The sequence below is a fragment of the Oryzicola mucosus genome (genome assembly GCF_014534685.1).
GTDB lineage: Bacteria > Pseudomonadota > Alphaproteobacteria > Rhizobiales > Rhizobiaceae > Oryzicola > Oryzicola mucosus.
Genome location: NZ_JACVVX010000002.1, coordinates 101,863 through 115,847 on the forward strand (window position 1 = coordinate 101,863; position 13,985 = coordinate 115,847).

Here is a 13,985-nt window from a genome sequence, read left to right on the forward strand (position 1 = left end):
ACCCGTTGCCGGAATCGGGCGAAATCATGTTTGACAAAGCCTCGGAATATGTATGAAATAATCCACAAATGCGCAATCGAGCAGAATACGTATCATAAGATACGAAGCGCGAGGGGTGTCAATCGTATGCCGGGCGACGATTTCGTCAGCGATTTGGGAACGGCGGCGGAGATCGTGAACCCGGAGGGCGCGAGCCCTTACGTGCTGATTTGCGATCATGCATCGAATTTTCTGCCGGCGGCCCTTGGCAGCCTCGGGCTGAGCCAGGACGATCTCCAGCGCCACATCGCATGGGACCCCGGCGCCCAGCCCGTCTCCCGCTATCTGAGCGAGGCGCTCGACGCGGTTCTGGTGGAATCGCGGGTGTCACGCCTGGCGATAGATTGCAACAGGCCGCTGGATGCGCCGGACCTCATCGCCGAGGTCAGCGAGACGACCGTCATTCCAGGCAATGCCGGTCTTTCTCTGGCGCAGCGCGACGAGCGCATTGCCATGTCCTGGACACCGTTTCACGATGCCGTCGACCGCGTGGTGGGCAAAAGGCTCGACCAGGGCCGGGAAACGATGCTCGTCTCAATCCATTCGTTCAACCCGGTCTATCGCGGGGTCGACAGGCCCTGGCATATCGGTATCATCCACGACAGCGACATCAGGCTGGCGGGCCCGATGATCGACCATCTGAAGACGCTGCCGGGCATCGTCGTCGGCGTCAACGAACCTTATTCGCCGGCAGACCGCGTTTATTTTACGCTGGAAAAGCACGGGCGTTCGCGCGGGCTGGCCTGCGCGATGATCGAAATCCGCAACGACGAAATCCGATGCGAAGAGGCGCAACGGGGATGGGCGCAGAAGCTGGCTGCAATTCTATCCGGTGAAAAGCTTGTGGGAAAACGGGCGCTCGAAGACATGGGAGGTGCGGTGCGATGACGACTCTGGTCGCACCGCGAAGGCCGAGCGACTCGGCCTACATTCAATCCGCCCGCGGACTGCCCGCGCTCAAGCTCCTCACGATCTTTGGAAACCATCCATGCCCAAGGTGCTGAAGACCTATGTAAGAATTATCGATGCGTGCAGTTGGTACATGGGTATCTTTGCCATGTATCTCATCTTCGCGATGATCGCGATCCTGTCTTACGCATCTGTTATGAAGGTGTTTTTCCTTCCGGCGAACTGGACCGTCGAGATGGCGCAGTTCTTCATGGTCGCCTATTTCACTTTGGGCGGCGCCTTCGCGCTCAAAGAAGGCGAACACGTACGCATGGACCTGCTCTACAGCGGCTTCACGATGCGTGGGAAGGTCAAAATGGACCTTTTGACCTCGTTCGTTTTAATCGGCTTCCTGGTGATGTTGCAGATCGGCGGCGTGTCGTCGCTGATTTATGCCTTCCAATATGGAGAAAAGAGCTTTTCGTCCTGGGCTCCCATCATGTGGCCTATCAAAGTGGTCATGAACCTGGGGATTTTCCTGACTTTGCTGCAGGCGATCTCGCTGTTCATAAAAGACTGGGCCGCGCTCCGGGGCGAGAAACTTTCATGAGCTACGGCATTATTGCGACCCTGATGTTTTCCTCGATGATGCTTCTGCTGCTGACGGGGCAGCGGATCTTCGCCGTGATCGGTTTCGTCGGAGCCGCCGCAGCCGTGCTGCTCTGGGGTGTCGGCGGCATCGAGCTGCCATTCACCGCAATCATCAAGGTGATGAAGTGGTATCCGCTGCTGACCCTGCCGCTGTTTGTCTTCATGGGCTACATGCTGGCGGAATCGAAGATCGCCGACGACCTCTACAAGATGTTTCACATCTGGTTCGGGTCGCTCCATGGCGGGCTGGCAATAGGCACCATCCTGATGATGGTGATCATTTCCGCAATCAACGGATTGTCGGTCGCCGGCATGGCGGTGGGCTGCACGATCGCGCTGCCGGCCTTGCTGAGCCGGGGTTATGACAAGGCGATGGTGACGGGGGTGATCCAGGCCGGCTCGACACTGGGCATCCTTGTCCCTCCGAGCGTCGTCCTGGTTCTATATGGCATGATCGCGCGCCAGCCGGTCGGCAATCTGTGGATGGCGGGGGTGTTTCCGGGCCTTCTGATGGCGGCGTTGTTCATCGGCTACATCGTCATCCGGTGCTGGCTGCAGCCCGAGCTCGGACCGCCACTGCCCAAGGCGGAGCGAGATCAGTATTCGTTCAGGCAGAAGCTCGCACTGGGCAGGGCGGGTTTGGTCCCGCTGGTGATCTTCCTTTCGATGACCGGTCTTTTCCTGACCGGCGTTACCAGCCTGGTGGAAAGCTCGGCCGTGGGTGCCGTGTCTTCCATCCTTGCGGCATGGTGGCGGGGAGGCCTGACCTGGAAGGTGATGCACGATACGACACGAAAGACGCTCGGCATCTCCTGCATGTTCTTCTGGATCATCATGGCGGCGCTGTGCTTCGGCGCTGTGTTCGATGGCCTTGGCGCGGTCAGGTCGATCGAAACGCTGTTTATGGGCGAAATGGGGTTGGAGCCCTGGCAGGTCCTGGTGCTGATGCAACTCACCTTCCTGGGCCTTGGCATGTTCCTGGACGACACGGCAATGCTTGTGATCGTTGCGCCGCTGTTCATTCCACTGGCGGGAGCACTCGGTTTCGACCTTGTATGGTATGGCGTAATGTACACCATTACCTGCCAAATCGCATACCTCACCCCGCCATTTGGCTACAACCTGTTCCTGATGCGCGCCATGACTCCGCCGGAAGTCACGCTGCCGGACATTTACTGGTCGGTTATTCCGTTCGTCGGGATCATGCTGCTGACACTCGTTCTGATCGGTTTGTTTCCGGAGATCGCAACCTGGCTGCCGAACCACTATTACGCGAAGTAAATCCAGAGTTTTCAACCAGAGGGAAATTAAAAAAATGGTGCAAAACAGACGCAACTTCCTGAAAAAGGCCGGTCTCATGACCGTCGGGGCGGCCGGAGCCACCACGCTTTCAGCACCCGCGGTTATCGCACAGGCACCGATCAAGTGGCGGCTCCAGACCTATGCCGGTGCAGCGCTGGGCCCGCATGTCACCAAGCCCGCGGTCGACATGTTCAACAAAGCCGCCCAGGGTGAGATGGAGATCGAACTTTACTACGCCGACCAATTGGTCCCGACAGGCGAGCTGTTCCGTTCCATGCAAGCAGGTACGATCGACGCCGTTCATTCCGACGACGATTCGATGGCTGCACCTGTCGATATTTCCGTTTTCGGCGGCTATTTCCCATTCGCCACCAAGCATATTCTCGACGTGCCGGTGCTATTCCAGCAATACGGACTGGCGGATATCTGGCGCGATGCCTATGCCAAGGCGGGCGGGGTCGTCTGGTTATCGGCCGCCGGCCAGGATCCGTGCCACTTCAACACAAAGAAGGCCCTGAACAGCCTCGCCGACCTGCAGGGCCTGCGGCTCTACACCTTCCCCACCGCGGGCCGGTTCCTGTCGCAGTTTGGCGTGGTGCCCGTATCGATCCCTTACGAAGACGTGCAGGTTGCCGTGCAGACCGGCGAGTTGGACGGAATGTCGTGGTCAGGCATCACCGAGGATTATACGGTGGGCTGGGCCGACGTGACGGACCATTTCACCACCAACAACATTTCCGGCGCCTGGATCGGATCCTGGTTCGTCAACGAAAAGAAGTGGGCCGATACGCCCGAGCACCTCAAGCAGCTTTGGCTCGCCTGCGTCGACGCCGGACATACCTATCGCAATCAATGGTATTGGGGTGGCGAGGCCAAGCTCCGCGCGACGGGCGACAAGCTTAAGCTGACCACCATTCCCGCTGCGGAATGGGCTGAGGTCGAGAACGCTGCGCTGAAGTTCTGGGACGAAATTGCCGCTGAGAGTGAACTGCGCGCCAAGGTCGTGGGTATCTTCAAGGAATACAACGAAATCCTGAAGAAGGCGGGCGGCGTTTACGCGCAGAACTGATTGCTGACCAGACACATTATCGCGGCCGGGATTCTCCCGGCCGCGTTTCAGGTTCAAGACAGGCGTACAGGTCGTCTAGGGGGAATGAATGGCTGGAAATTTATCGTTCGAACAGCTCAAGAAAGCGGTCGCGGAAGACGAGATCGACACCGTGCTCGCCTGTGCGGTCGACATGCAGGGCCGGCTGATAGGCAAGCGCTTCCTGGCGAAATACTTCGTCGAATCCGCTTATGACGAGACGCATGGCTGCAATTATCTGCTGGCCAACGATATCGATATGGAGCCGGTGCCCGGCTACAAGGCGGCGAGCTGGTCGAAGGGCTATGGCGATTTCGTCATGAAGCCGGACCTTGCGACCATCCGCAAAGTGCCGTGGCTGGAAAAGACGGCGCTGCTGCTGTGCGACCTGCTCGACCACCACACGCATGACGACCTGCCGCATTCGCCGCGCGCCATCCTGCGCAAGCAGGTCAAGCGCCTGCAGGAGCGCGGCTATCTCGCCTATTTCGCTTCGGAACTCGAATTCTATTTGTTCAGCGAAACCTATGACAGCGCCCGCGCCAAGCATTGGCAGAACCTGGACACCGCCTCGCCCTATATCGGCGACTATCTGATCGGCATCACAACCAAGGAAGAGGGCGTGATGCGCCGCCTGCGCAACGAGATGGAAGCCGCCGGCATTCCGATCGAGAACTCCAAGGGTGAGTGGGGACCGGGCCAGGAGGAGATCAACGTCCGCTATGCCGAAGTGCTGGAGATGGCGGACCGCCATGTCATCCTCAAGGACGGGGCCAGGGCGATCGCCGCCCAGGAGGGTAAAGCGATCTCGTTCATGTCCAAGTATAATTACGGCCTGGCGGGCAACTCCAGCCACATCCACAACTCGCTGTGGAGCGCCGACGGCAAGACGGCCTTGTTCTACGACAAGGATTCCGACTACACGCTGTCGACGCTCGGCCAGCAGTGGGCGGCGGGCCAGCTCAAATACGCCAAGGAATTCACCTGGTTTCTGGCGCCCTACATCAATTCCTACAAGCGGTTCCAGGCCGGCACCTTCGCGCCGACCAAGATCATGTGGAGCGAAGACAACCGCACCGCGGGATTCCGCCTGTGCGGGGAGGGGACCAAGGGCATCCGCATGGAGTGCCGCATCGGCGGCGCCGACCTCAATCCCTATCTCGCCTTCGCAGCCCTGATCGCCGCCGGTCTGGCCGGCATTGACGAGAAGCTTGAGCTGCAGAAGCCTTTCGTGGGCGACGCCTACCAGGCCTCGAGGCTGCCGGAAATCCCCAAGACCTTGCGCGACGCGACCGAGACCTTGGCGAAATCGAAGATGCTGAAGGAAGCGTTCGGCGACGATGTCGTCGAGCATTACGTTCACACCGCCCGCTGGGAACAGTTCGAGTACGACCGCCGCATCACGGACTGGGAGCTCCACCGGGGATTTGAGCGGTATTAAAATCGTAGCGTTTGACTGTAAAAAGACGACCGGCGGCAACGCCGTGTGACAGGAGATACTCTTGGAAACCATCAAACTGAAATCCCCCATCGACGGCTCGATCTATGCCGAACGCCCCGTCGCCGAGGACAAGGCGGTGAATGCCGCCGTCGAACGCGCCAGGGCCGCGCAAGTCGACTGGGCGCGGACGTCGATCGACGAGCGCTGCAAATATATGCTGGCGATGCTCGAGGCGCTGGTGGGCATGACCGACGAGATCGTGCCGGAACTGGCGCATATGATGGGCCGGCCGGTACGCTATGGCGGCGAGTTCGGCGGCGTGAAGGAACGCGTCGCCTATATGGTCGAGATTGCCGAGCAGGCGCTGAAGCCGGTGATGGCTTCGAACCCGAAGGACGGCTTCCGGCGTTATGTGAAGAAAGAGCCGCTCGGCGTCGTGATGGTCGTCGCGCCGTGGAACTATCCGTATCTGACGGCGGTCAACACCATCGTGCCGGCGTTGATCGCAGGGTCGACCGTGATCCTCAAGCATGCAGCGCAGACGCTGCTGGTGGGCGAGCGGTTCGCGCAGGCCTTCGAGAAGGCGGGATTGCCGAAAGGCGTGTTCCAGAACATCGTCCTGAACCATGGCCAGACCGAAAAGCTGCTCGGATCGGGCAAGATCGACCATGTCAATTTCACCGGCTCGGTGGCCGGCGGACGCGCCATCGAAAAAGCCGCGGCCGGCACCTTCATGACGCTTGGCCTGGAACTCGGCGGCAAGGATCCGGCCTATGTGCTGGCCGACGCCAAGCTCGACCATGCGGTGGCCAATCTCGTGGAAGGCGCGTTCTTCAATTCGGGCCAATGCTGCTGCGGCATCGAACGCGTCTATGTGCATGAGAAGGTCTATGACCAGTTCGTCGAGGGCTTCGTCGCCGAGACGAAGAACTACGCACTCGGCAATCCGCTCGATCCGGCGACGACGATGGGACCGATGGCGCAGGCGCGTTTCGCCGATTTCATCCGCGAGCAGAAAGCCGAGGCGCTGCGCAAGGGCGCTGTGGCGCATATGAACACCAAGACGGAGAACGACAAGGAGGGCTCGCCCTATCTGTCGGCCGAGGTGCTGACCAATGTCGATCACCAGATGAGCGTGATGCGCGAGGAGAGTTTCGGTCCGATCGTTGGCATCATGAAGGTGCGCAACGACGAGGAAGCCATCGCGCTGATGAACGACAGCCCCTATGGCCTGACCGCCTCGATCTGGACGCGCGACACCGAGCATGCCGTGGCCATCGGCGACCGCGTCGAGACCGGCACGGTGTTCATGAACCGCTGCGACTATCTCGATCCGGCGCTGGTCTGGACCGGCGTGAAGGACACCGGCAAGGGCGCTGCGCTTTCGCAGATCGGCTACGACAACCTGACGCGGCCGAAGAGCTATCATTTGCGCGAGGTGATTTGACGCAAGCATCAGGGTGAGGACCGAACCCCCTCATCCGGCCCTTCGGGCCACCTTCTCCCCGAGGGGAGAAGAAGCATGGCGGCAACGCCGGCGCCCTCCTCTCCCCGGCGGGGAGAGGGTGGTTTGCGAAGCAAACCGGGTGAGGGGGCTTATCGGCATTTTTTGGATATCCCTCCCATGACCACGCTTGTTTCCAAATGGAACTACCCCACCACCGTCCGCTTCGGCGCGGGGCGCATCAAGGAGTTGCCGGAGGTGCTCGAAGCGGCCGGCATCAAGAAGCCGCTCTTCGTCACCGATCCCGGCCTCGCGAAGCTGCCGACCGTGGCCAATACGCTCAAGCTGCTGGACGATGCCGGCATCGCCTATGGCGTCTTCTCCGACGTCAAGCCGAACCCGGTGGAAGCCAATCTCATCGCCGGCATCGAGGTGTTCAAGACCGGCGGTCATGATGGCGTCATCGCCTTCGGCGGCGGTTCGGGCCTCGATCTCGGCAAGCTGATCGCCTTCCAGGCCGGCCAGACACGGCCGGTGTGGGATTTCGAGGATGTGGGCGACTGGTGGACGCGGGCGAATTCGGATGCGATTGCGCCGATCGTGGCGGTGCCGACGACTGCCGGCACAGGGTCCGAGGTCGGTCGTGCCGCCGTCGTGACCAACGAAGAGACCCATACCAAGAAGGTCATCTTCCATCCCAAGCTTTTGCCGGCAATCGTCATCGCCGATCCGGAACTGACAGTCGGCATGCCGGCGTTCATCACCGCGGGAACGGGCATGGACGCGCTTGCGCACTGTCTGGAAGCCTATTGTGCGCCGGGCTACCACCCCATGGCGGACGGCATTGCTGTCGAGGGCATCAGGCTCGTCTTCGAGAACCTGCCGAAAGCCTTTGCCGATGGAAACGACCTGACCGCGCGGGCGCATATGATGAGTGCCGCGGCGATGGGCGCGGCTGCCTTCCAGAAGGGGCTTGGCGCTATCCATTCGCTGTCGCATCCGGTCGGCGCGCTCTATGACACCCATCATGGCATGACCAATGCCGTGTTCATGCCTTATGTGCTGGCCTTTAACCGCGGGGCCATCGAAGAGCGCATTATCCGTCTTTCGGCGTATGTCGGAATTGAAGGCGGGTTTGACGGTTTTGGAAAGGCTATCCTCAAGCTGAGGAATGACCTTAACGTACCGCATACTCTGCCGGAGCTGATCAAGGGGCTGGATATGGATGACGAGCGCAAGTCGCTCATCGCTGACATGGCAATCGTGGATCCCACGGCGGGTGGCAACCCTGTCGAACTCACCAAGACGGCCGCGCTGAAAATCCTGCAGAACACCATCGACGGCACGCTCTGAGACGTCACCGCACCCGGCCGCTTCATGCGGCCGGATACCACCAACAGGAAGGAGTATTAAGGATACCGATATTTAGCCGGAAAACGACAAGGGGAACATTGCTACAACCGGTTAAAAAGAGTTAGCTTTTCATCACATGCGCGCAGGCCGAATGACGTTCATCGGACTGTCACAGGGAAAAGATAACGCATGGCAAGCGCTGCACCGCGGCGCGTCAATGAGGAGAACAAAATGTTCAAGTTTGCAGGGAAGGTGCTTTCGCTTACAGCGGCATCTTTGATGGTCACGACCGTCATCGCTTCGGCTCAGTCGGCCGAACTGGTTGCCGCGGCGAAGGCCGAGGGACAACTCACCACCATAGCGCTTCCGCATACCTGGTGTGGTTACGGCGAAGTCATCGCCGGCTTCAAGAAAAAATATCCTGAGATCAAGATCAACGAACTCAACCCAGACGCCGGTTCGGCCGACGAGATCGAGGCCGTTCGTGCCAACAAGGACAACAAGGGCCCGCAGGCTCCCGACGTGATCGACGTCGGCCTGTCCTTCGGTCCAGCCGCTCAGGCTGAGGGTCTGCTGCAGCCGTACAAGGTCGAAACCTGGGATTCGATCCCCGACGACGCCAAGGATGCTGCAGGAAACTGGTACGGCGACTATTACGGCGTGATGTCCTTCATGGTGAACAAGGATCTCGTGGCAAATCCGCCAAAGTCCTTCGCCGACCTTCTTAAGCCCGAATACGCCGGACAAGTCGCTCTCGCCGGTGACCCGCGCGCGTCCAACCAGGCTATCCTAGCCGTTCTCGCCGCCGGCATGGCCAATGGCGCCGAACCGGGCGAGGCAGCCGCAAAGGCCGGTCTTGAGTTTTTCAAGAAGCTCAATGATGCTGGCAATTTCGTCCCGGTCGTCGGAAAGGCCGGCACGCTGGCCCAGGGCACAACCCCGATCATCATCGCCTGGGACTACAATGCGCTTTCGTGGCGCGACTCGCTGAACGATAACCCGCCCGTCGAAGTCGTCGTTCCGTCGGACGCCGTTCTGGCCGGTGTTTACGTTCAGGCTATCAGCGCTTATGCGCCGCAGCCGAACGCCGCCAAGCTGTGGATGGAGTATCTTTATTCCGACGAAGGTCAGTTGGGCTGGCTCAAGGGATATTGCCATCCGATCCGCTTCAACGATCTGGTAGCGAAGGGCGCGGTACCGCAGGAAATGCTCGACAAGCTGCCGCCGGCAGAGGGCTACGCGAAAGCCGTTTTCCCGAGCCTCGACGCCGTGAATGCCAACTCGGATGCGGTCAAGGCCGGCTGGGACGGCGTGGTCGGCGCCAACGTCGTGCAGTAACACCGACAGACGGACGCGTGCCTTTTACAAGGCCGCGTCCGTTTCCGTTTTTGCGGGATTCCGAGCGCATGTCACAACACCTCGCCGGCCGCCGCCTGCCGACCCATTGGCTGGGCGTGGCGCCGTTTTTCCTGTTCGCCCTGCTGTTTCTGATCCTGCCGGCGCTGTCGATCGTCATCGGAGCGTTTCGTGGACCCGGGGGTGGCTTCACGCTCGACAATCTCTTCGGCCTTAACACGCCGACAATCCGAAATGCCTACTGGGTTTCGATCCGCGTAAGCCTCTGGTCCGCGTTTCTCGGCTGTCTTGTCGGTTTCGCCATGGCCGCTGCCGTCGTGCTGGGCGGTCTGCCGAGGTCCATCCGTTCTCCGCTTTTGACCTTCTCCGGCGTCGCGTCCAATTTTGCGGGCCTTCCTCTTGCCTTCGCCTTTATCGCAACCGTTGGCCCCGCTGGCCTCATCACGGTCTGGCTGCGCACCGAATTCGGCATCAATCTGCGCGCTGCGACCGGGTTCAACCTGTTCAGCACGACCGGCCTGATCGCCACTTACATGTTTTTTCAAGTGCCGTTGATGATCCTGATCATCACGCCGGCGCTTGACGCATTGAAGCGCGAATGGCGGGAAGCGGCGGAGATCCTGGGCGCGAACGGCTTTCAATATTGGCGCATGGTTGCCTTTCCAATCCTGCTGCCGTCGCTGATGGGCACCTTCGCGCTGCTTTTTGCAAACTCGTTCGGCGCAGTCGCTACCGCGTTCGCGCTTGCCGGGCCGCAGCTCAACATCGCGCCGATCCTGCTGTTTTCGCAGATCCGCGGCGACGTACTCGGCAGTCCGGGCCTCGGCTATGCCCTGGCGTTTGGGATGATCGTCATCACTGGCATCGCCAACGCGCTTTACCTTTGGCTTCGCGCCCGAACCGAGAGATGGCAGAAATGAAACGCTTTTTCGCGTGGACCGCATTCCTGCTGGGGCTGCTCATCTTCATCCTGCCGTTGATCGGCATGACGGAATTCTCGCTGTCGATGCGTCGCGGCGTATATTCCCTCGATGCCTATGTATCGGTTTTATCCGATCCCCAGTTCCGCGCTACCTTTACCTATTCGGTGGTCATGGCGCTGTTCACCATCATCTTCGGCGTGCTTCTGGTGGTTCCCACCGCTTACTGGGTTCGGTTGAGGATGCCGGGTCTGCGGCCCGTCGTCGAATTCATCACTCTGATGCCTCTGGTCATTCCCGCGATCGTGATCGTTTTCGGCTATATCCGGCTTTACAACACCTCAAGCTGGCTGCCGCTGACCGGTTCTTCGATGGGAACCAACGTGCTTCTGATGTTCGGCTATACCGCGCTCGCGCTTCCCTATATGTATCGCGCCGTTGACACCGGACTTCGCGCTATCGATATCACGACGCTTACCGAGGCTGCGCAATCGCTCGGAGCCGGCTGGACCACGGTTTTTTCGCGCGTGATCCTGCCCAATGTGTTCGTTTCGGTCCTTTCGGGCGCTTTCCTTACATTTGCGATCGTCATCGGTGAGTTTACCCTGGCCGCGCTTCTCAACCGTCCGGCTTTCGGCCCTTATCTGCAGCTGGTCGGCGCCAATAAGGCCTACGAGCCATCGGCGCTTGCCGTCATCTCCTTCGCTATCACCTGGCTCTGCATGGGCTTCATCCAGATCGTGGCGCGGCTGGCTCCAAAGCCGCCGGCGCAACAGCATTGATTACGGGATCGACAATGGCTGAGCCTTATCTGAAAATCGAGAATGTCCGCAAAAGCTTCGGGCAGACGACGGTCGTGCAAGACTTCAACATGGCGGTCGAGCGCGGTGAGTTCATCTCGTTCCTCGGGCCGTCCGGATGCGGCAAGACAACGGTACTGCGCATGGTGGCAGGTTTCGAACAGCCGACGTCCGGCAGCATCAGGATCGGCGGCAAGGATGTCACCAATCTAAAACCGAACCAGCGCAACATTGGCATGGTCTTCCAGGCCTATGCGCTGTTTCCGAACATGACGGTGGGGCAGAATATCGGTTTCGGCCTGAAGGTCGCCGGAAAGTCGAAGGCCGAGATCGACAAACGCGTCGACGAGATGCTGGAACTCATAAGCCTTCCGGGTTTCGGCGATCGCTATCCCTATCAGCTCTCCGGGGGCCAGCAGCAGCGAATAGCGCTTGCTCGTGCGGTTGCGCCCAAGCCGAGCGTTTTGCTGCTTGACGAGCCGCTGTCGGCACTCGACGCCAAGGTGCGCGTATCGCTGCGCGATCAAATCCGCACAATTCAGCGCGAGCTTGGCATCACCACAATCTTCGTGACCCACGACCAGGAAGAGGCGCTTTCCATATCAGACCGCATTGTCGTCATGTATGGCGGCAAGGCCGAACAAGTCGGCACGCCGTTCGAAATCTACAACAAACCGACGACGCGTTTCGTCGCCAACTTCGTCGGCACGCTGAACGTGCTGAAGGGCACCGTGGTCGATCCTGCCAGTGGCCAAGTGAAGGTTGGCGACAACACTGTCAATCTCGACCGTGACCTTGGCGCGCGCAAGGCTGGCGACAGCGTGTCTCTGGCCTTGCGACCGGAGGCGGTCTCGCTGGGCCGTAACGACCTGCGCGAGACCAGTGTCGCGGCGACGATCAGCGACGTGCATTTCCTTGGGTCGGTGATCCGCGTGCGCGCCAAGGTGGGGGAGAATTCGGTGTCGCTGGACACCTTCAACGACCCATCCGCCCCGCCGCCGTCCGCAGGCTCGGCCGCGGAGATCAGCTTCGCCCGGCGCGACCTGATGGTGCTGGACGACTGAGCCAGCCTCGGCTCTGGACCAGTTTGCGAGTCCGTTCTGCCTGTTGAAAGTCGGCTAAGCAAGGCTTACTGCGGATGGGACTCCGGAGTGGTTTGCAATGTCTAGAGCCGCGCTCGCCGGCCTTGTCCTTTCGCCCAAGGCAACTGCTGCATGACGCCGGCGGTTTTTCTCGCCGTTCTGGCCGCCGCTGCCATGCACGCAAGCTGGAACGCGATGATCAAGGTGCGGCTCGACCGTTTCGCATCGGTCACGCTGATGACCTTCGGCATGGCTGCCGCGGCGCTTCCGGTGCTGCCCTTTGTCGATGTGCCTGATGCGGAGGTCTGGCTGTGGATCGCCATCTCCGTCTTCTGCCACATGGGCTACAAGCTCTGCCTGATCAAAGCCTATGAGGCCGGCGATCTGGCGCAGACCTATCCGCTCGCACGCGGCACGGCACCGCTTCTGACGACGATCGGCGGTGTTTTCCTGCTATCTGAAATCCCGCAACCGCTGGCGCTGGCCGGCATCGTGTTGCTCTGCGCTGGCACCTTGCTCATGTCGTTTCGCGGCGGCCGGCATCTCGAACGGCTGAACACGGGAGCGGTCGGCTATGCGCTGGCAACTTCCGTGTTCATCGCCGGCTATACGCTGACCGACGGCAGCGGCGCGCGGCTGGCGGAATCGGCGAGCAGCTATGCGGCGTGGCTGTTTCTCTGCGATGGGCTGTGGTCGCTGGTGCTGTGCCTGATCCTGCGGGGCCGGGGCACGCTCGCCGCGGTCGCCGGCGAATGGAAAATGGGCCTGCTCACCGGCGCGCTCAGCGCTGCCGCCTATTGGATCGCCATGTGGGCGATGACGAAGGCGCCGATTGCCTCGGTTGCTGCGCTGCGCGAGACGTCCATCCTGTTTGCGATGATGATCTCGGTGGTTGTCCTGGGCGAAAAACTGACGCGGTGGCGTATCACGGCAGCCCTGACCATCGTCGCCGGTGTGGTGGCGATGCGGCTCGCCTGATCCGAAAATCCCGGAACCCCAGCGGTTCGCATGCGTTTGCCCCGCAAGAAAGCGGTCTGCGGCGCTCCTTATGGACGCGCGGCCGGCCTGCCGGTGAGCTTCAGTACAGCTCGCGCAAACCGTCGAGAGGGAGATGTCGGATGAAGCGACTATCATCTATTTTAGATCGAAATGCCCTGCTGGCCTTGCCGCTGGTCCTAGCACCGGCGATGACACTTCAGGCCCAAGGGCTGCAGACCGAAGGCGCGGTGGATGCCATCGTCGGCGGCGATATACGCACGGACGAGGCGAGCGTGCAGGCCAATGCCGCCCGCGTTCTGGCGGCGCTCGACTTAACGGTGGACAATGCGGACGACGTCCGCCGCCGCTTCAAGATCGACAGCGTCGACATCGTCTTCCTGCCGGAGATCAAGGAACGCAACAAGCAGATCGGCGCCAAGGTCGCCGAGAACGAGCCGCAGATCGTGGAACTGCAGAAGGCCATCGAAGGCAGCGCAATCTTCTACCACGCGATCAACTCGCAGCGTGTGCTGCCGCGCGATATCGTCGCGATGGAATTCGACGCCTCCAAGGACAACGCGACCATCTTCGTGGCGGCGGCACAGCCGGCGGCGGCAACCGGCAATTAGCCTCAGCCGTTATGC

The 13,985-nt window shown here is 60.6% G+C and carries 13 protein-coding genes; all 13 read left to right on the forward strand.

Annotation, left to right across the window (positions count from 1 at the left end):
* The first annotated feature begins 126 nt into the window (after nucleotides 1–126).
* The 13 genes from ICI42_RS06960 to ICI42_RS07020 all read left to right on the forward strand — a co-directional run bounded on the left by ICI42_RS06960 (nucleotide 127) and on the right by ICI42_RS07020 (nucleotide 13,970).
* Complete coding sequence (locus ICI42_RS06960; RefSeq protein WP_188163839.1) at nucleotides 127–927, forward strand: N-formylglutamate amidohydrolase; 801 nt, start codon at nucleotides 127–129, stop codon at nucleotides 925–927.
* The gene (locus ICI42_RS06965; protein WP_230980214.1) at nucleotides 881–1,537 is read left to right on the forward strand and encodes a TRAP transporter small permease subunit; all 657 of its coding nucleotides are present in this window, start codon (nucleotides 881–883) and stop codon (nucleotides 1,535–1,537) included. Before ICI42_RS06960 ends, ICI42_RS06965 begins: the two co-directional genes overlap by 47 nt.
* Entirely contained in the window at nucleotides 1,534–2,859 is a 1,326-nt protein-coding gene (locus tag ICI42_RS06970; RefSeq protein WP_188163840.1) for a TRAP transporter large permease, read from the forward strand. The genes ICI42_RS06965 and ICI42_RS06970 overlap by 4 nt, the downstream gene beginning before the upstream one ends.
* Nucleotides 2,860–2,896: 37 nt before the next feature.
* Entirely contained in the window at nucleotides 2,897–3,949 is a 1,053-nt protein-coding gene (locus tag ICI42_RS06975) for a TRAP transporter substrate-binding protein (protein ID WP_330999143.1), read from the forward strand.
* An 88-nt stretch (nucleotides 3,950–4,037) separates the two neighbouring features.
* Nucleotides 4,038–5,408: a glutamine synthetase family protein gene (locus ICI42_RS06980; protein WP_188163842.1), complete on the forward strand. Its 1,371-nt coding sequence runs from the start codon at nucleotides 4,038–4,040 to the stop codon at nucleotides 5,406–5,408.
* Nucleotides 5,409–5,469: 61 nt separating this feature from the next.
* Nucleotides 5,470–6,855, forward strand: coding sequence for an aldehyde dehydrogenase family protein (locus ICI42_RS06985; protein ID WP_188163843.1), 1,386 nt, complete (start codon nucleotides 5,470–5,472; stop codon nucleotides 6,853–6,855).
* 177 nt (nucleotides 6,856–7,032) lie between these two features.
* On the forward strand, nucleotides 7,033–8,205 hold the full coding sequence (locus tag ICI42_RS06990; RefSeq protein ID WP_188163844.1) for an iron-containing alcohol dehydrogenase: 1,173 nt from the start codon (nucleotides 7,033–7,035) through the stop codon (nucleotides 8,203–8,205).
* A 231-nt stretch (nucleotides 8,206–8,436) separates the two neighbouring features.
* Complete coding sequence (locus ICI42_RS06995; protein ID WP_188163845.1) at nucleotides 8,437–9,543, forward strand: ABC transporter substrate-binding protein; 1,107 nt, start codon at nucleotides 8,437–8,439, stop codon at nucleotides 9,541–9,543.
* A 68-nt stretch (nucleotides 9,544–9,611) separates the two neighbouring features.
* Nucleotides 9,612–10,481: an ABC transporter permease gene (locus tag ICI42_RS07000; protein WP_188163846.1), complete on the forward strand. Its 870-nt coding sequence runs from the start codon at nucleotides 9,612–9,614 to the stop codon at nucleotides 10,479–10,481.
* Nucleotides 10,478–11,263 carry an ABC transporter permease gene (locus tag ICI42_RS07005; protein ID WP_188163847.1) on the forward strand — a complete coding sequence of 262 codons (786 nt, stop codon included), beginning with the start codon at nucleotides 10,478–10,480 and terminating at the stop codon, nucleotides 11,261–11,263. Before ICI42_RS07000 ends, ICI42_RS07005 begins: the two co-directional genes overlap by 4 nt.
* Before the next feature lie 14 nt (nucleotides 11,264–11,277).
* Nucleotides 11,278–12,345, forward strand: a complete 1,068-nt coding sequence (locus ICI42_RS07010; protein ID WP_188163848.1) for an ABC transporter ATP-binding protein — start codon at nucleotides 11,278–11,280, stop codon at nucleotides 12,343–12,345.
* A gap of 150 nt (nucleotides 12,346–12,495) precedes the next feature.
* Nucleotides 12,496–13,341 (forward strand): EamA family transporter, encoded by an 846-nt coding sequence (locus tag ICI42_RS07015; protein WP_188163849.1) that lies wholly within the window; start codon nucleotides 12,496–12,498, stop codon nucleotides 13,339–13,341.
* 140 nt (nucleotides 13,342–13,481) lie between these two features.
* Nucleotides 13,482–13,970 (forward strand): hypothetical protein, encoded by a 489-nt coding sequence (locus ICI42_RS07020; protein WP_188163850.1) that lies wholly within the window; start codon nucleotides 13,482–13,484, stop codon nucleotides 13,968–13,970.
* Nucleotides 13,971–13,985 lie beyond the last annotated feature (15 nt).